Below are 17735 nucleotides of genomic sequence, written 5' to 3'. Positions count from 1 at the left end.
CCCTGTAGGAGCTGACGAGTGAAACGAGGCTGCGATCTTTTGATCTTTAAAAGCAAAGATCGCAGCCTGCGGCAGCTCCTACAGGGGTATTGCGGTGTATCAGGAGCCGACGTAGGACGTTTTTACGACCGTGTAGAACTCTTGCGCATAGCGACCTTGCTCACGTGATCCATAGGATGAACCTTTACGTCCACCGAACGGAACGTGGTAATCCACGCCGGCGGTCGGCAGGTTGACCATCACCATCCCGGCCTGGGAGTGGCGCTTGAAGTGGTTGGCGTATTTCAACGAAGTCGTGGCGATGCCCGCGGACAAGCCGAATTCGGTGTCGTTGGCCATGGCCAGTGCGGCTTCGTAATCGGCCACGCGAACGATGTTGGCCACAGGGCCGAAGATCTCTTCGCGGCTGATGCGCATCGACGCTTCGCTGTCGGCAAACAGCGTTGGCGCGAGGAAGTAGCCCTCGGTGTCGCAGGTCACCAGACCACCGCCGCTGACCAGGCGCGCACCTTCGGACTGGCCGATGTCGATGTATTTCATGTCCTGTTCGAGCTGGGCTTGCGAGACCACCGGACCGATGTCGGTGCCGGCTTTCAACGCGTGGCCGACCTTGATCGACTTCATGCGCTCGGCCATGGCTTCGACGAACTGGTCGTGGATCCCGGCGGTGACGATAAAGCGGCTCGATGCCGTGCAACGCTGGCCGGTGGAGTAGAACGCGCTCTGCACCGACAGCTCGACCGCTTGCTTGAGGTCGGCGTCGTCGAGAATGATCTGCGGGTTCTTGCCGCCCATTTCCAGCTGTACTTTGGCCTGGCGCGACACGCAGCTGACGGCGATCTGCCGACCGACGCCCACGGAACCGGTGAAGCTGATGCCATCGACTTTAGGGCTGTGCACCAGTGCATCGCCAACCACACGACCGCTGCCCATCACCAGGTTGAACACACCGGCCGGGAAGCCCGCACGGGAGATGATTTCAGCCAGGGCCCAGGCACAACCCGGCACCAGGTCGGCAGGCTTGAGTACCACGCAGTTACCATAGGCCAGGGCCGGGGCGATTTTCCACGCAGGGATGGCAATCGGGAAGTTCCACGGGGTGATCAGACCGACCACGCCCAGGGCTTCGCGGGTGACTTCCACGTTGACGCCAGGACGCACTGACGGCAGGTAGTCGCCGGACAGGCGCAGGCATTCACCGGCGAAGAACTTGAAGATGTTGCCGGCGCGGGTCACTTCGCCGATGGCTTCGGGCAGGGTCTTGCCCTCTTCCCGGGCCAGCAGGGTGCCGAGCTCTTCGCGACGGGCGAGGATTTCAGTGCCGACTTTATCCAGCGAGTCGTGACGCGCCTGGATACCGGACGTGGACCATGCCGGGAACGCGGCACGGGCAGCGTCGATGGCGGCGTTGACCTGGGCCAGGTCAGCCTTGGCGTAATCGCCGATGGCATCGGTCAGTTCGGACGGGTTGATGTTGGCCGAGTAATCGCCACCGGCAACCCATTCGCCATTGATGTAGTTATCGAAACGCTTTGCATCTGCCACTTTAAGATCTCCTCACGCAAAAGGCCGCTGATCGCTCAGCGGCCTTACTAAATCGGATGTATTACTGCGCACCCTGCTTGTCGATCAGCGCGGCGAGCATTTCGTACTCTTCGCCGGTCAGGTCGGTCAGCGGCGCACGCACAGGACCTGCGTCGTAGCCGGCAATTTTTGCCCCGGCCTTGACAATGCTCACTGCGTAACCGGCCTTGCGGTTACGGATGTCCAGGTACGGCAAGAAGAAGTCATCGATGATCTTGCCGACGGTGGCGTGATCTTCGCGAGCGATCGCGTGGTAGAAATCCATCGCGGTTTTCGGGATGAAGTTGAACACCGCCGAGGAGTAGACCGGCACGCCCAGCGCCTTGTAGGCCGCGGCGTAGACTTCGGCGGTCGGCAGGCCACCCAGGTAGCTGAAGCGATCACCGAGGCGGCGACGGATCGACACCATCAACTCGATATCACCCAGGCCATCCTTGTAGCCGATCAGGTTCGGACAGCGCTCAGCCAGACGTTCCAGCAGCGACGCGTTCAGGCGGCAGACGTTACGGTTGTAGACCACCACGCCGATGTTGACCGACTTGCACACGGCTTCAACGTGGGCGGCGACGCCGTCCTGGCTGGCTTCGGTCAGGTAGTGCGGCAGCAGCAACAGGCCTTTGGCGCCAAGACGCTCGGCTTCCTGTGCGTACTCGATAGCCTGGCGGGTCGAACCGCCGACGCCGGCGAGGATTGGCACGCTGGTGGCGCAGGTGTCGACGGCAGTCTTGATGATTTCCGAATATTCGCTGGCCGCCAGGGAGAAGAACTCACCGGTGCCGCCTGCGGCGAACAGAGCCGAGGCGCCGTATGGGGCCAGCCATTCCAGACGCTTGATGTAGCCAGCGCGGTTGAAATCGCCCTGGGCATTGAAATCGGTGACCGGGAAAGACAGCAGACCGGAAGAGAGGATGGACTTCAGTTCTTGTGGATTCATTATTCGAACACCCTGGGTAGCGACGTTTGTGTGTGAGAAAACCGTTCAGCCTGCGCCGAAGTTGTAGGTCATCGTACAACTTAAAAAATAACCGTCAACTGCATTTCATCGCTGCGGGTGAAAATTGTTCGACAAAAAGAGCGCCAGCTCAGTTTTTCAAAGGCTGCAGCGATAGGGAAAGCGGAGAGGAATGTGGCGTCTAGCGGGTTCGTAGGAGATACGTTGTCGGAAGATTAGCCCAGACAACCGAAAGATCTGTGGGATGGCCGCTGGCCCTATCGCCAGCAGGCTGGCTCCCACATTGGAACGCGTACTCCTGTGGGAGCCAGCCTGCTGGCGATAGCGATAACCCAGACGATGGATGACACGAGGTAGATCGCTTACCCGCGCTGCGCCTCAGCCTCTTCATGGGCATGACGCAACCGCTCGCGGCTGTTGGTCAGGTGCAGGCGCATGGCGGCGCGCGCCGCGTCGGAGTCCTGGCGGGCGATGGCGTCGTAGATCTCTTCGTGCTCGCGGCTCAGGCGATTCATGTAGTGCTGCTGATCGTCATGGGCCAGGCGCGCGGAGTTCAGGCGGGTACGCGGAATGATGCTGGTACCCAAGTGGGTCATGATGTCGGTGAAGTAGCGGTTGCCGGTTGCCAGGGCAATCTGCAGGTGGAACTGGAAGTCCGAGGCCACGGCATCGCTGGCGTGGGAAACACTTTCGTTCAGCGCATCCAGTGCCGCGCGCATCAGCGCCAACTGCTCGGGGCTGCGGCGTTGCGCGGCGAGGCCGGCGGATTCCACTTCAAGGCTGATGCGCAGTTCCAGAATCGCCAGCACGTCACGCAGGGTGACCACAGTCGCCGGGTCGATGCGAAAACCGCTCGGGCTCGGGGTGTCGAGCACGAAGGTGCCGATGCCGTGACGGGTTTCCACCTGCCCGGCCGCCTGCAAACGGGAAATCGCTTCACGCACCACGGTGCGGCTGACGCCATGGGCATCCATGATCGCCGACTCGGTGGGCAACTTGTCGCCACGCTTGAGGTGACCGTCGCGGATCTGCTCGGACAGCACCGTCACCAGTTCCTGAGCGAGGCTGCGGCGCTTGCGAGGGAGGCGTGGTGCGGCGTTCGGGTTTTCCATGGTGAACATCTGTCTCGAAAAATTCGGCTGCTGAAACCGCATCATAGCGCAACACGGTTGTACGATCACCCATCAGGCGGTCACGGCCTGGTCCACCAAATGCCCGTTCTCGATACGAACGTGCCGTGGGTGGAAACGCTTGAGGCTGCTGCGATGGCCGACGCTGACGATACTCAGGCCCGGCAACTCATCGATCAGTGCCTGGTACAGCGACGCCTCGTCTTCTTCATCCATCGCCGAAGTCGCTTCGTCCATGTACAGCCATTGCGGTGCATAAAGCAGTGCACGGGCGAAGGCCAGGCGTTGCTGCTCGCCCGGCGACAGCATGCGCTGCCAGTGATTGGCTTCGTCGAGTCGCGCCACCAGATGCGGCAAACGGCACGTTTCCAGAACGTGCACGTAGCGCTCGTTGGGGTAGGTATCGCCGGCCTGTGGATAACTCAGCGCTTCGCGCAGCGTGCCAATCGGCAAGTAAGGCTTTTGCGGCAGGAACAGATAGCGCGCCGCCGGCAGCCGGATACTGCCATGCCCCGCTGGCCACAGGTGCCCCATCGCCCGCAGCAAGGTCGACTTGCCGCTGCCGGAACGGCCGCTGAGCATGACGCGCTCGCCCTCCTCCACAGTCATGTCGGCACTGGTCAACAGGTGGCGACCGTCGGCCAGGTCGAGGCCGAGGTTGTGCACCTTCAAGGCCGAGCCCGCGTTCTGCACGTCAATGGCTGGCGCCCGTTGCTCGTTGTCGGTCATGGCCTGACGGAAGCTGAGCAGACGATCGCAGGTGGCGCGCCATGAGGCGAGGCTCTGGTACGCGGTGATGAACCAACTGAAGCTGTCCTGGACATTGCCGAACGCCGAGCTGATCTGCATCAGCTCACCCAGTTCGATCTTGCCGGAGAGATAACGTGGCGCGGCCACCATGAACGGGAAGATGATGGCGGCCTGCTCGTAGCCGGAAGTGAAGAAGGTCAGGCGCTTGGACACCTTCATGATGTCCCAGAAGTTGTGCCAGACCATCGAGAAACGCTGGGTCAGGCGGCGGTTCTCATTGGGCTCGCCGTTGTACAGCGCGATGCTTTCGGCATTTTCGCGAATCCGCACCATGGAGAAACGCAGGTCGGCTTCGAAGCGTTGTTGCCGGTTGTTCAGGCCGATCAGGCGGCGACCGATCAAATGCGTCAGCCAGCTACCCACCACGGCGTAGACCAGTACGCACCAGAACATGTAGCCGGGAATGGTCACCCCGAATACCTCGATGCTCCCTGACACACCCCAGAGGATGATCGAGAACGACACCAGGCTGACGACATTGCGCAACAGCCCAACGCCCAGGCTCAAGGTGTCGGAGGTGAAATTGTTGAGGTCTTCGGAAATGCGCTGGTCCGGGTTATCGGTGTAGCCGCCCTGCTCCAGCTGGTAGTAATTCTTGTTGCCCAGCCAGCGGGCGAAATGTTTTTCGGTGAGCCAGGCCCGCCAGCGAATCGTCAGCATCTGCGTCAGGTAGAGCCGGTACACCGCACCGACGATCGCCACCGCCGCAATCGCGCAGAAATACAGGATCAGCCGCCAGAACGCTTCCTCGTCCTTTTGCTGCAGGGCGTTGTAGAAATCCTTGTACCAGGTGTTGAACCACACCGAGATGCCCACGCTCATCAGCGACAACGCAATCACGGCGATCAGCAATGTCCAGGCCTTGACCTTTTCTTCGCTCTGCCAGTAAGGCGTGATCATCGCCCAGACTTTTCGAAAAAACTGCCCGCGCACAGCATCATTGACCGCGGAATATTCAGCGTTCTGATTCATGGATAAGGCTCGATAAGAAAAAATACATGCACGAACCGATCATAGATGATCGGTTCGGTTTGTCGCGAGGAGCGGCCCGCATTCGTTCAGCGTTGGTTCAGCGTCGAACGGGACGCTTCTGCAGTTTGCGCTGCAGCGTGCGGCGGTGCATGCCCAGGGCGCGGGCGGTGGCGGAGATGTTGCCTTCGTGCTCGGTCAACACGCGCTGGATGTGTTCCCACTGCAGGCGGTCCACGGACATCGGGTTTTCCGGCACCAGGCTGTCGAGGTCGGCGTGTTCGGACAGCAGCGCCGCCAGCACGTCGTCGGCGTCGGCCGGCTTGCACAGGTAGTTGCAGGCGCCGCGCTTGATCGCCTCTACGGCCGTGGCGATGCTCGAATAACCGGTGAGGATCACCACGCGCATTTCCGGGTCCATTTCCAGCAACTTGGGCAGCAGCACCAGGCCCGAGTCGCCATCCATTTTCAGGTCCAGCGCGGCATAGTCCGGCAGATCGGCCTGGGCGATGGTCAGCCCTTCTTCGGCGGAACCGGCGGTGCTGACGCGAAAGCCACGGCGGGCCATGGCGCGGGCCATCACCCGGGTAAAGGTCGCGTCGTCGTCGACCAGCAGCAAATGCGGCAGTTCTTCGCCTTCAACTTGGATTTCGTCACTCATGTTCGTCTCCTCGGGCGCCATGGGGCAGGCGCAGCTCGGTGAGCGTGCCGCCTTCCTCATGACTGTAGAGTTTCACTGAGCCGCCGGCGCGTGTCACGCTGGCCTTGCTCAAAAACAGGCCCAGGCCGAAACCTTTGCCCTTGGTGGTAAAAAATGGCTTGCCGATCTGCTCGGCGATGGCCAGCGGCACGCCCGCACCGTGGTCGCGGATGCTGATGGTCAAGTCTTCGGCATTCCAGTCCAGGGTCACTTGCAGCCCTTCGGGACAGGCATCCGCCGCGTTGTTGAGTAAATTGAGCAACGCCTGGGTCAGGTCCGGCGGTGGTGCCATGCGCGGCACCGAGCCCTGGCCCAGGCGCTGGAAGCGATAACTGGCTTCCGGACGCATCAGGTGCCAGCGATTGAGCGCTTCGTCGAGCCAGTCGGTGACGTCCTGCATCTGCACGGCCAGCCGGCGATTGGCCTCCGCCGCCCGAACCAGCTGCTGCAAGGTCTCTTTGCACAACTTGACCTGATCCTGCAGCACTTTCAGGTCATCCTGCAGCATCGGGTCAGGATGATCCTGTTGCATCTCCTTGAGCAACACGCTCATGGTCGCCAGCGGCGTGCCCAGTTCATGGGCAGCGCCCGCCGCCTGGGTGGCGACGGCCAGCAGCTGCTGGTCGCGCAGGCCTTCTTCCCGGCGAATGGCCCGCAGCTCTTCCTGGCGACGCAGCTCTTCGGCCATGCGCGCGGCAAAGAACGTGATCACTGCCGCCGCCAGCGCGAAGCTCAACCACATCCCGTACACCTGCAGGTTTTCCCGGGCAATCGGGAAGGTTTGCAGCGGGTAGAAGCGCGCCAGCAGCAAGGTGTACATGGTCAGGGCGATACCCGACAAAATCACCGAATAACGCCATGGCAAGGTCACGGCTGCGATGGTCAGCGGCACCAGGTAATAAGAAACGAACGGGTTGGTCGAGCCGCCCGAGAAATACAGCAGCGCACTGTGGATAAACAGGTCGCAGGCCAGTTGCACCGCGTATTCGAGCTCGGTGACCGGCCAGGTGGTGCGCAGCCGGATGGCCGTGAAAGCACACAGCAACATCGAGCAGCCGAGGGTCGCGGCCAATTGGAACCAGGGCAGTGGCAGCAGCTCGAACCAGTAGGCCAGGCCCACGGAACCAGCTTGAGCGGCCAATACCAGGGTGCGGATGAACGTCAGCCGCCAGAGATTCTGGCGTGTGGCGGAAGTGATTTGAACGGGGGCGAGCATGAGCTCTCCTGATGAGCGCTCCAGGCGGATCGACGGGAGTATAACCAAGCGCGGGGGCTGGCAGGCGAAAGTGCGGCAAACGGCCACACTCCCACACTCAAACGCATACCCCTGCAGGAGCGTGGCTTGCCCGCGATTGGCTGCGAAGCAGCCACCTGCAATCGTCTGTATAAAAGTTGTAAGTGCGCGAACCGGATCATCAAAGCTAGAGTCTGATGGTTTCACGCAGGCACGCACCAACAACCTGCGCACCCACCCAGGAGCCTTCATGCACACATTCCGCCGCAGCGCCGCCCTCCTCGCCCTGAGTGCCGGCACCCTCGCCGCCCTCCCGGCCATGGCCGCCGACGAGCTTCACTACAACCAGATTTCCCTGCGCGCCGAAGTCAGCCAGGAAGTGGCTCGCGACCTGATGATCGTGACCCTCTACACCGAAGATCAGAACACCGACCCGGCCAAACTCGCCGCGGACGTCAGCACCACCATGAACAAGGCCCTGGCCCAGGCCAAGCAAGTGAAGGACATCACCCTGCGCCAGGGCAGCCGCAACAGCTACCCGATCTACGACGCCAAGGGCCAGAAAATCACCGGCTGGCGTGAGCGTGCCGAACTGCGTCTGGAAAGCCCGGACTTCGCGGCCCTGTCCAAGCTGACCGGTGAACTGCTCGGCGACCTGAAAATGGGCGGCATGGATTTCGCCATCGCCACCCCCACCCGCAAGGCCAGCGAAGATGCCTTGCTGAAGGAGGCCGTGACGGCCTTCAAGGCCCGCGCCCAACTGGCCACTGACGCCCTGGGCGGCAAGGGTTACAAAATCGTCAACCTGAACTTCAACAGCAATGGCTACCCGCAACCGTACATGCGCGCACCGATGATGATGAAAGCCGCCAGCATGGACGCCGCTCCGGTGACCCCGGAAGTGGAAGCCGGCACCAGCCAGGTCAGCATGACGGCCGATGGCTCGATTGAAGTGCTGATGCCTTGATTCGATAACTGAATACAAAAAACGGCGATCACTCAGGTGACCGCCGTTTTTTTTCGAATTCAAACTGCAGGAGCTGCCGCAGGCTGCGATCTTTTGATCTTGTTCTATGCTCTCAAAGACATTTCAGCGGCGATCGCAAAGATCGCAGCCTGCGGCCGCTCCTACAGAGATGTCGTACAAATTGGAATGAAAAGTTGCACCTTGTACAACTCGCAACCCGCGACCAATACCAGTGCAACGATAACCACTCCCATTAAGCCCCACACCCCTCTCAAGGACTGGGTATAAATAGGTAACACCCCGCCCCACCCACGGGCAGCCTAAGGCTTTAACGCACCATAAAGGTGCGCCAGTTGCACTACAAAAACACCGCGCAAACGTTCAAATGCGCCAGGTTTTATACTAATGCGACATTAAGGTACGTTCGTGCCACTGTTTAATGCCTGTAGTCGCTCTGGATCTTGCATTGGGTATGGCCCCTGCATAAGTATCCGCAGGCACGACTCACGAGGTCGTCCTCAAAATCAAAAAATGACAACAAATCATGAGGCCACCATGCTTAAACAAGCGGTCATTCCGTTTTTATTAGGTGCCAGCTTGCTAGCTAGCGCACCGTTCGCCCAAGCTGCGACTAACCTGGTGTTCTGCTCCGAAGGGAGCCCGGCCGGTTTCGATCCAGGTCAATACACCACCGGAACCGACTTCGACGCCTCTGCCGAAACCATGTTCAACCGCCTGACCCAGTTCGAGCGCGGCGGAACCGCCGTCATTCCTGGCCTGGCGACCAGCTGGGACGTCTCCGATGACGGCCTGACCTACACCTTCCACCTGCGCGAAGGCGTCAAGTTCCACACCACCCCGTATTTCAAGCCGACTCGTGAGTTCAACGCGGACGACGTGCTGTTCACCTTCAATCGCATGATTAACAAGGATGACCCGTTCCGCAAAGCGTACCCGACCGAATTCCCGTACTTCACCGACATGGGGATGGACACCAACATCACCAAGATCGATAAAGTCGACGACAAAACCGTCAAGTTCACCCTGAAAGACGTCGATGCCGCGTTCATCCAGAACATGGCCATGAGCTTCGCCTCGATCCAGTCCGCCGAGTACGCCGCCCAGCTGCTCAAAGAAGGCAAGGCCGCTGACATCAACCAGAAGCCGGTCGGCACTGGTCCGTTCGTGTTCAAGAGCTACCAGAAAGACTCCAACATCCGCTACACCGGGAACAAGGACTACTGGAAGCCGGACGACGTCAAGATCGACAACCTGATCTTCGCCATCACCACCGACCCGTCGGTACGCATCCAGAAGCTGAAGAAAAACGAGTGCCAGGTCACCCTGTTCCCTCGTCCAGCCGACCTGAAAGCGCTGCGCGAAGACAAGACCCTGAAACTGCCTGACCAGGCTGGTTTCAACCTGGGTTACATCGCCTACAACGTGATGGACAAGGTCAAGGGCAGCAACGAGCCAAACCCGTTGGCCCAACTGAAAGTGCGTCAGGCACTGGACATGGCCGTCAACAAGCAACAGATCATCGACTCCGTGTACCAGGGCGCCGGCCAACTGGCTGTCAACGCCATGCCGCCGACCCAGTGGTCCTACGACACCACCATCAAGGATGCGCCGTACAACCCTGAGAAAGCCAAGGAGCTGCTCAAGGAAGCCGGTGTGAAAGAAGGCACCGAAATCGTTCTGTGGGCGATGCCGGTCCAGCGTCCATACAACCCGAACGCCAAGCTGATGGCAGAAATGCTGCAGTCCGACTGGGCGAAGGTCGGCCTCAAGGTCAAGATCCAGAGCTACGAGTGGGGCGAGTACATCAAGCGCTCCAAAGGTGGCGAGAACCAGGCGATGCTGATTGGCTGGAGCGGTGACAATGGTGATCCCGACAACTGGCTGAACGTGCTGTTCGGCTGCGACTCGCTGGAAGGCAACAACTTCTCCAAGTGGTGCGACAAGAAGTTCGACGACATCGTCAAACAAGCCAAGCGTACTTCGGACCAGGGCAAGCGCACCGAACTGTACAAACAGGCGCAACACGTCCTCAAAGATGCTGTTCCAATGACACCTATCGCTCACTCGACGGTGTTCCAACCCATGCGCGCCAATGTGCAGGACTTCAAGATCAGCCCGTTTGGCTTGAACTCCTTCTACGGCGTCAGCGTCAGCAAATAAGGTTCGGTAACGGCGACGTTTCTTGACGTCGCCGTTACGTTATCGACCGAGAAAGCAGGAATCCGCCCACCTCCAAATCGCGTGCTGCCTACAGCAGTGCATTAGGACGCGTCGCCTTTTCCTACGAGTCTTTAGGACTCTTCGTATTTACTGCCGGACCCACGGTTCATACCGTCGGGATTCGACCAGTTCATGCGTGGGTCATCGGTTTTGCTGCACGTCATGGATTGAGACCGATGAGGCCTCCCTTTACCCGGAGTTCTCATTGTCAAACACTGAACAAGAGAGAGCGTCATGCGCCATACCTTGGTTTTATCCGCATTGCTGGGCGCGGGCCTGTTGGCCGCCACGTCCATGAGCCAGGCTGCCTCCAATAGCCTGGTGTTCTGTTCCGAAGGCAGCCCCGCCGGCTTCGACACCGCGCAATACACCACCGCGACCGATAACGACGCCGCCGAACCGCTGTACAACCGCCTGGCCGAGTTCGAAAAAGGCTCGACCAATGTCGTACCGGGCCTGGCCACGAGTTGGGATATTTCCGAGGACGGCCTCAAGTACACTTTTCACCTGCGTCCCGGGGTGAAATTTCACACGACCAAGTACTTCACGCCGACCCGCGACTTCAACGCTGACGACGTGCTGTTCACCTTCAATCGCATGCTCGATCCGCAGCAACCGTTCCGTAAGGCCTATCCGACCGAATTCCCCTATTTCAACGGGATGAGCCTGAACAAGAATATCGCCAAGGTCGAAAAGACCGGGCCGCTGACCGTGGTCATGACGCTCAACAGCGTGGATGCCGCGTTCATCCAGAACATCGCCATGAGCTTCGCCGCGATTCTCTCCGCCGAGTACGCCGACAAGCTGCTCGCGGAAGGCAAGCCGAGCGACATCAACCAGAAGCCGATCGGCACCGGGCCGTTCGTGTTCAAGAGCTACCAGAAAGACTCAAACATCCGTTACACCGGCAACAAGCAATACTGGGCCCCTGACCGGGTCAAGCTCGACAATCTGATTTTCGCCATCAACACCGACGCCTCGGTGCGCGTGCAGAAGCTCAAGGCCAACGAGTGCCAGGTCACCCTGCACCCGCGCCCCGCCGACGTGACTGCGCTGAAAAACGACCCCGCGCTGCAGTTGATCGAAAAGCCCGGCTTCAACCTGGGTTACATCGCCTACAACGTACGGCACAAGCCCTTCGACCAGCTCGAAGTGCGCCAGGCGCTGGACATGGCGGTGAACAAGCAAAGCATTCTCAACGCCGTTTACCAGGGTGCGGGGCAACTGGCGGTCAACGCCATGCCGCCGACCCAATGGTCCTACGACGACAGTATCCAGGACGCCGCCTACAACCCGGAAAAAGCCAAGGAACTGCTCAAGGCTGCCGGCGTCAAGGAAGGCACCGAAATCACCCTGTGGGCCATGCCCGTACAGCGCCCCTACAACCCCAACGCCAAGTTGATGGCCGAGATGCTCCAGGCTGACTGGGCGAAGATCGGCCTCAAGGTCAAGATCGTCAGCTACGAATGGGGCGAGTACATCAAGCGCACCAAGAATGGCGAGCACGATATCAGCCTGATCGGCTGGACCGGCGACAACGGTGACCCGGACAACTGGCTCGGCACGCTGTACAGCTGCGACGCCATTGGCGGCAACAACTACTCCATGTGGTGTGATCCGGCTTACGACAAGCTGATCAAGCAGGCCAAGGTCGTGACCGACCGCGACCAGCGCACCGTGCTCTACAAACAGGCGCAGCAGTACCTCAAGCAGCAGGTACCGATCACGCCGGTCGCCCACTCGACGGTCAACCAGCCGTTGAGCGCCAAAGTCGAAGGGTTCAAGGTCAGCCCCTTCGGTCGCAACGTGTTCTCGGGTGTCGGCATCGAAAAATAAAACCGTGTAGCTGAAAACGCTGGGGGCGCATTGCGCCTCCACGCAAGCGTATTGCCGTCATTCGCCATTCTGGTCCACAGCAAACGTTTGCGATGTGTGCAAGTGTTCCAAAGCAAATAGCCGGATCACCAAAAAAGACCGGCATTAATAATAGAAAGTAAGGAGCTTCACCCATGAAACTGAGCAGCACTGCGATACTGGCCCTGGCCATCAGCAGCGTAACCGCCACGGCATACGCTGAAACCCAAAGCCAGGCGTATACCCCGGTGACCCTGAATGAAAAAAGCGCCCAGAGCGAAGCCACCGGCTTCCTCGAAGGCCAGTCGATCAGCGGCACGACCCGTAACTGGTACGCCAACGAACAACTGAAACGTGGGGCCAAATTTTCCTACAAGAAAGACGGCGTTTCGACCCCGACTGACCGCCGTATCAACTGGGTTCAAGGCACGATCGTCAAGTACAACTCGGGCTTCACCGAAGGTGCCCTCGGTTTCAGCACTGAAGTCGCGGCCTACAACGCCATCGCCCTGGACCAGGACCGCAAGGACCTGGCGTCCAACAACGGTGGCGCACCGGGCACTCGCCCAGGCGCGGGCAACAACCGTACCCTGACCGAAGAAGGCGGCGACGCCGTTGGCCAGTGGAGCAAGCTGGGCCTGGCCAACGTCAAGGCGCGTATTTCCAACACCACCCTGACTGCCGGTCGCCAGAACTTCAGCAGCCCGATGGTCGACGTCATCGGTAACCGTGCGCTGCCTTCGAGCTTCCAGGGTGTGGCGATCCACAGTGAAGAGCTGAACAACCTGCAATTCGACCTGGCCACCTTCGATCGCAACTCTCCGCGTACCGAAGAAAGCCAGCGCAAGTTCCGCACCGAATACGCCAACGGCATCGTTGAAACCGATCACGTCTACACCGGCGGCATCACCTACACCCCGTTCGCCAGCCTGACCACCAGCCTCTGGGCCACCCAGGCCGAAGACATCTGGAACCAGTACTACTTCGGCGCCACCCACGTACTGGGTGACAGCCAGGTCCTGAGCCTGACCACCGGCCTGAACTACTACAAGACCCAGGAAGAAGGCAAAGCACTGATCGGCGACATCGACAACGACACCTACTCCCTGTCGTTCGGCCTGACCCACCAGGCGCACACCCTGACCTTCTCGTACCAGGAAGTGAACGGTAACGAGTACTTCGACTACCTGCACGAAACCAACGGCATCTACCTGGCCAACTCCCTGCTGTCGGACTTCAACGGCCCGAACGAGAAGTCCTTCCAGATCGCCTACGGCCTGAACATGGCCGAGTACGGCGTGCCCGGCCTGAAGTTCAACATCTACCAGGCACGTGGCTGGGGCATCGACGGTACCCACTACACCGGCAACAAGGGCGTGGCGGACAAGGGCTACGACGGTATCCAGTCGCAAGACGGCGAACACCACTACGAATACGGCATCGGTGCAACCTACGCCGTGCAGAGCGGTCCGTTCAAGGCCACCACTATCCGTGGCACCTACACCGCTCACCGCGCCAGTGAAAACCAGGCTGATGGCAGCATCAACGAGTTCCGTCTGGTGACCACGGTTCCGTTCAACATCCTGTAAATGCACCCGCCGGATGGCTGATTCAGCGACGAATCAGCCGTCCGACTATTGTCCTTAAACCGATTGCAGAGGGTTCTTGATGAAAATGCTTCCCCTACGCGCGGCCATCGCGGCCGCCTTGCTGAGCGTCGCGGTGGGTGTATCGGCCAAGCCGCTGGTCGTCTGTACCGAAAACAGCCCCGAAGGCTTCGACATGGTCCAGTACACGACTGCAGTCACAGCCGATGCGGCGGCCGAAACCATCTTCAATCGCCTGGCGGACTTCAAACCAGGGACCACCGAGGTGATTCCGGCCCTGGCCGAATCCTGGGACATCAGTGAAGACGGCCTGACCTACACCTTCCACTTGCGCAAAGGCGTCAAGTTCCACACCACCGACTACTTCAAGCCGACCCGCGACATGAATGCCGACGACGTGGTCTGGAGCTTCCAGCGCCAGCTGGACCCGAACCATCCGTGGCACAAGCTCTCGAGCGTCGGTTTCCCGTACTTTGAAAGCATGGGCTTCAAAGAGCTGCTCAAGAGCGTCGAGAAGGTCGACGACAACACGGTCAAGTTCACCCTGACCCGCCGCGAAGCGCCGTTCCTGGCCGACATCGCCATGGCGTTCTCCTCGATCTACCCTGCCGAGTACGCCGACCAGTTGCTCAAGGCCAACAAGACCGGCGACCTCAACAGCAAACCGATCGGCACCGGGCCGTTCGTCTTCCAGCGCTACAACAAGGACGCCCAGGTTCGCTTCAAGGCCAACCCGGACTACTTCCGTGGCAAGCCGCCGGCCGATTCGCTGATCCTGGCCATCGCCACCGACAACAACGTGCGCCTGCAGAAGCTCAAGGCCAACGAATGCCAGGTCGCGCTGTATCCGAAGCCGGATGACATTCCGAGCATCAAGAAAGACTCGAACCTGAAGGTCGAGGAAATGAACGCGATGACCGTCGCCTACATCGCCATCAACACCACGCACAAGTACTTGAGCGATGCGCGCGTGCGCAAGGCCATCGACATCGCGTTCGACAAGGAAGCCGCGGTCAACGCGCTGTTCGGCAAGGGCAATGCCACCGTGGCGGTCAACCCGTACCCGGACACCCTGCTGGGCTACAACCACACGCTGAAAAACCCGACCCGCGACCTGGACAAGGCGCGCGCCCTGCTCAAGGAAGCCGGCGTACCGGAAGGCACCACCTTCACCCTGTTCACCCGCAACGGTGGCGGCGCAACCAACCCGAACCCGATGCTTGCCGCGCAGATGATGCAGGCCGACCTGGCCAAGGTCGGGATCAAGATCGACATCCGCGTAATGGAATGGGGCGAGATGCTCAAGCGCGCGAAAAACGGCGAGCACGACATGGTTTCCGCCGGATGGGCGGGCGATAACGGCGACCCGGATAACTTCCTGACGCCTATGCTCAGTTGCGAGGCCGCGAAGAACGGCGAAAACTACGCTCGCTGGTGCAATGAAAAATTCCAGGCCCTGCTTGACCAGGCCCGTGAAAAAACCGACCCGGCCGAGCGTGCAGCGCTGTACGAACAGGCTCAGGTTATCTTTAACCAGGACCAGCCATGGATCAGCCTCGCACACACTAGAATGTTTACCGCAATGCGCAACAACGTAGAGGGCTACCAGATTAGCCCGCTCACCACCAATAACTTCGCCACCACCCAGGTGAAGTAGATAAGAAACTCCCGGCATTGCCGCACCCTGGCATGCCGGGCACGCCTAACCGGCTGATGAGGTACACCTTACGATGTTTAGTTTTATTGCCCGCCGACTGGGGTTACTGATCCCCACGTTCTTCGGCATCACCTTGCTGACATTCGCGTTGATTCGCATGATCCCTGGCGACCCCGTGGAAGTCATGATGGGCGAACGCAGAGTCGACCCGGAAATGCACGCTCAGGCAATGGAACGCCTAGGTCTGAACAAACCCCTGTATGCCCAGTACCTGGATTACATCGGCAAACTGGCCCACGGCGATCTCGGGGAATCCCTGCGTACCCGTGAAAGCGTCTGGAACGAGTTCACCTCCCTCTTCCCTGCGACCCTGGAACTGTCCATGGCCGCCCTGCTGTTCGCCGGCATCCTGGGCCTGCTGGCCGGGGTGATCGCGGCCCTCAAGCGAGGGTCCCTGTTCGACCATGGGGTGATGGGCATCTCCCTGGCGGGCTACTCGATGCCGATCTTCTGGTGGGGTCTGATCCTGATCATGTTCTTCTCGGTGTCCCTGGGCTGGACCCCGGTGTCCGGGCGGATCGACCTGCTCTATGACATCGAGCCGCGCACCGGCTTCATGCTGATCGATACGCTGCTGGCCGATGACGTCGGCGCGTTCTTCGATGCCCTGCATCACCTGATCCTGCCGGCCATCGTGCTGGGCACCATCCCGCTGGCGGTGATCGCGCGCATGACCCGTTCGTCGATGCTCGAAGTGCTGCGTGAAGACTACATCCGTACCGCCCGCGCCAAAGGCCTGTCGCCGTCGCGCGTGGTGTTCGTGCACGGCCTGCGCAACGCGCTGATTCCGGTGCTGACCGTGGTCGGCCTGCAAGTCGGCACACTGCTGGCCGGTGCGGTCCTGACCGAGACCATCTTCTCCTGGCCGGGCATCGGCAAATGGCTGATCGAAGCCATTGGCGCCCGTGACTACCCCGTCGTACAAAACGGCATCCTGTTAATCGCCTGCCTGGTGATTCTGGTCAACTTCGTAGTGGACATCCTCTACGGCTTTGCCAACCCACGCATCCGTCATCAGCGCTGAGGTCAATACCATGAGCACTCCAACATCCTCAGTAGCCACCGCCGCTTCCGCCGTGGATCAAAGCCTGCTGTACCCGTCTCCATACAAGGAATTCTGGCAAGCGTTTTCCAGGAACAAAGGTGCCGTTGCCGGCCTGATGTTCATGCTGCTGGTGATTTTCTGCGCCATCTTCGCCCCGTGGGTTGCCCCCCATGACCCGAGCGAGCAGTACCGCGACTTCCTGCTCACCCCGCCAGCCTGGCTGGAAGGCGGGCAGATCCAGTTCCTGCTGGGGACCGATGAACTGGGTCGCGACCTGCTGTCGCGCCTGATCCAGGGTTCGCGCCTGTCGCTGCTGATCGGCTTGTCGTCGGTGGTGATGTCGCTGATACCGGGGATCCTGCTGGGCCTGTTCGCCGGTTTCTTCCCGAAAGCCGTCGGCCCGACCATCATGCGCCTGATGGACATCATGCTGGCCCTGCCGTCCCTGCTGCTGGCCGTGGCGATCGTCGCCATCCTCGGCCCTGGCCTGATCAACACCGTGATCGCCATCGCCGTGGTGTCCCTGCCGTCCTACGTTCGTTTGACCCGCGCCGCGGTGATGGGTGAACTGAACCGCGACTACGTGACCGCCGCGCGCCTGGCCGGTGCCGGCCTGCCACGCCTGATGTTCGTCACCGTGCTGCCCAACTGCATGGCGCCGCTGATCGTCCAGGCCACCCTGAGCTTCTCCTCGGCGATTCTCGATGCCGCCGCACTGGGCTTCCTCGGCCTTGGCGTTCAGCCGCCAACCCCTGAGTGGGGCACCATGCTGGCCTCGGCTCGCGACTACATCGAACGCGCCTGGTGGGTAGTCAGTCTGCCTGGTTTGACCATTTTGCTCAGCGTGCTGGCAATCAACTTGATGGGTGACGGCCTGCGCGACGCGCTGGACCCGAAACTCAAGAACGCCGCCTGAGGAGATTCC

General features: G+C 60.4%; 13 protein-coding genes. 7 read left to right on the top strand and 6 right to left on the bottom strand.

From position 1 onward, the window contains the following. Positions 1–99: 99 nt before the first annotated feature. From SOP95_RS00600 to SOP95_RS00575, 6 genes are all read right to left on the bottom strand, one after another. Positions 100–1545, bottom strand: a complete 1446-nt coding sequence (locus SOP95_RS00600) for an aldehyde dehydrogenase family protein (protein WP_274074031.1) — start codon at positions 1543–1545, stop codon at positions 100–102. 61 nt (positions 1546–1606) lie between these two features. Then, entirely contained in the window at positions 1607–2518 is a 912-nt protein-coding gene (gene kdgD / locus SOP95_RS00595; protein WP_323605524.1) for a 5-dehydro-4-deoxyglucarate dehydratase, read from the bottom strand. 380 nt (positions 2519–2898) lie between these two features. Next, positions 2899–3648, bottom strand: coding sequence for a FadR/GntR family transcriptional regulator (locus SOP95_RS00590; RefSeq protein WP_274074032.1), 750 nt, complete (start codon positions 3646–3648; stop codon positions 2899–2901). Positions 3649–3720: 72 nt separating this feature from the next. Beyond that, complete coding sequence (locus SOP95_RS00585) at positions 3721–5448, bottom strand: ABC transporter ATP-binding protein/permease (protein WP_323605523.1); 1728 nt, start codon at positions 5446–5448, stop codon at positions 3721–3723. A gap of 97 nt (positions 5449–5545) precedes the next feature. Next, on the bottom strand, positions 5546–6106 hold the full coding sequence (locus tag SOP95_RS00580) for a response regulator transcription factor (protein ID WP_008057484.1): 561 nt from the start codon (positions 6104–6106) through the stop codon (positions 5546–5548). Beyond that, the gene (locus SOP95_RS00575; RefSeq protein WP_274074034.1) at positions 6099–7361 is read right to left on the bottom strand and encodes an ATP-binding protein; all 1263 of its coding nucleotides are present in this window, start codon (positions 7359–7361) and stop codon (positions 6099–6101) included. The genes SOP95_RS00580 and SOP95_RS00575 overlap by 8 nt, the downstream gene beginning before the upstream one ends. 268 nt (positions 7362–7629) lie before the next feature. Between SOP95_RS00575 and SOP95_RS00570 the strand changes: the two genes are divergently transcribed. From SOP95_RS00570 to SOP95_RS00540, 7 genes are all read left to right on the top strand, one after another. Next, positions 7630–8346 (top strand): SIMPL domain-containing protein, encoded by a 717-nt coding sequence (locus SOP95_RS00570; protein ID WP_274074035.1) that lies wholly within the window; start codon positions 7630–7632, stop codon positions 8344–8346. 555 nt (positions 8347–8901) lie between these two features. Then, positions 8902–10527 carry an ABC transporter substrate-binding protein gene (locus SOP95_RS00565; RefSeq protein WP_212625801.1) on the top strand — a complete coding sequence of 542 codons (1626 nt, stop codon included), beginning with the start codon at positions 8902–8904 and terminating at the stop codon, positions 10525–10527. 294 nt (positions 10528–10821) lie between these two features. Further along, positions 10822–12423, top strand: a complete 1602-nt coding sequence (locus SOP95_RS00560) for an ABC transporter substrate-binding protein (RefSeq protein WP_274074036.1) — start codon at positions 10822–10824, stop codon at positions 12421–12423. Between the two features lie 173 nt (positions 12424–12596). After that, positions 12597–14030 carry an OprD family porin gene (locus SOP95_RS00555; protein WP_274074037.1) on the top strand — a complete coding sequence of 478 codons (1434 nt, stop codon included), beginning with the start codon at positions 12597–12599 and terminating at the stop codon, positions 14028–14030. Between the two features lie 79 nt (positions 14031–14109). Beyond that, positions 14110–15705 (top strand): ABC transporter substrate-binding protein, encoded by a 1596-nt coding sequence (locus SOP95_RS00550; protein ID WP_323605517.1) that lies wholly within the window; start codon positions 14110–14112, stop codon positions 15703–15705. A gap of 73 nt (positions 15706–15778) precedes the next feature. Then, on the top strand, positions 15779–16789 hold the full coding sequence (locus SOP95_RS00545; RefSeq protein ID WP_274074039.1) for an ABC transporter permease subunit: 1011 nt from the start codon (positions 15779–15781) through the stop codon (positions 16787–16789). A gap of 10 nt (positions 16790–16799) precedes the next feature. Beyond that, positions 16800–17726 (top strand): ABC transporter permease subunit, encoded by a 927-nt coding sequence (locus SOP95_RS00540; protein WP_323605515.1) that lies wholly within the window; start codon positions 16800–16802, stop codon positions 17724–17726. Positions 17727–17735 lie beyond the last annotated feature (9 nt).

The organism is Pseudomonas sp. YuFO8 (assembly GCF_035065025.1).
Classification (GTDB): Bacteria; Pseudomonadota; Gammaproteobacteria; order Pseudomonadales; family Pseudomonadaceae; genus Aquipseudomonas; species Aquipseudomonas putida_AE.
The sequence above is the reverse complement of the archived record's forward strand: the minus strand, read 5'-3'. Positions and strand labels throughout refer to the sequence as shown.

Coding starts and splice junctions, on each gene's coding strand:
- SOP95_RS00560 (WP_274074036.1), top strand. CDS start 10,822: ATGCGCCATACCTTGGTTTTATCCGCATTGCTGGGCGCGGGCCTGTTG.
- SOP95_RS00580 (WP_008057484.1), bottom strand. CDS start 6,106: ATGAGTGACGAAATCCAAGTTGAAGGCGAAGAACTGCCGCATTTGCTG.
- SOP95_RS00570 (WP_274074035.1), top strand. CDS start 7,630: ATGCACACATTCCGCCGCAGCGCCGCCCTCCTCGCCCTGAGTGCCGGC.
- SOP95_RS00545 (WP_274074039.1), top strand. CDS start 15,779: ATGTTTAGTTTTATTGCCCGCCGACTGGGGTTACTGATCCCCACGTTC.
- SOP95_RS00565 (WP_212625801.1), top strand. CDS start 8,902: ATGCTTAAACAAGCGGTCATTCCGTTTTTATTAGGTGCCAGCTTGCTA.
- kdgD (WP_323605524.1), bottom strand. CDS start 2,518: ATGAATCCACAAGAACTGAAGTCCATCCTCTCTTCCGGTCTGCTGTCT.
- SOP95_RS00550 (WP_323605517.1), top strand. CDS start 14,110: ATGAAAATGCTTCCCCTACGCGCGGCCATCGCGGCCGCCTTGCTGAGC.
- SOP95_RS00590 (WP_274074032.1), bottom strand. CDS start 3,648: ATGGAAAACCCGAACGCCGCACCACGCCTCCCTCGCAAGCGCCGCAGC.
- SOP95_RS00575 (WP_274074034.1), bottom strand. CDS start 7,361: ATGCTCGCCCCCGTTCAAATCACTTCCGCCACACGCCAGAATCTCTGG.
- SOP95_RS00555 (WP_274074037.1), top strand. CDS start 12,597: ATGAAACTGAGCAGCACTGCGATACTGGCCCTGGCCATCAGCAGCGTA.
- SOP95_RS00585 (WP_323605523.1), bottom strand. CDS start 5,448: ATGAATCAGAACGCTGAATATTCCGCGGTCAATGATGCTGTGCGCGGG.
- SOP95_RS00540 (WP_323605515.1), top strand. CDS start 16,800: ATGAGCACTCCAACATCCTCAGTAGCCACCGCCGCTTCCGCCGTGGAT.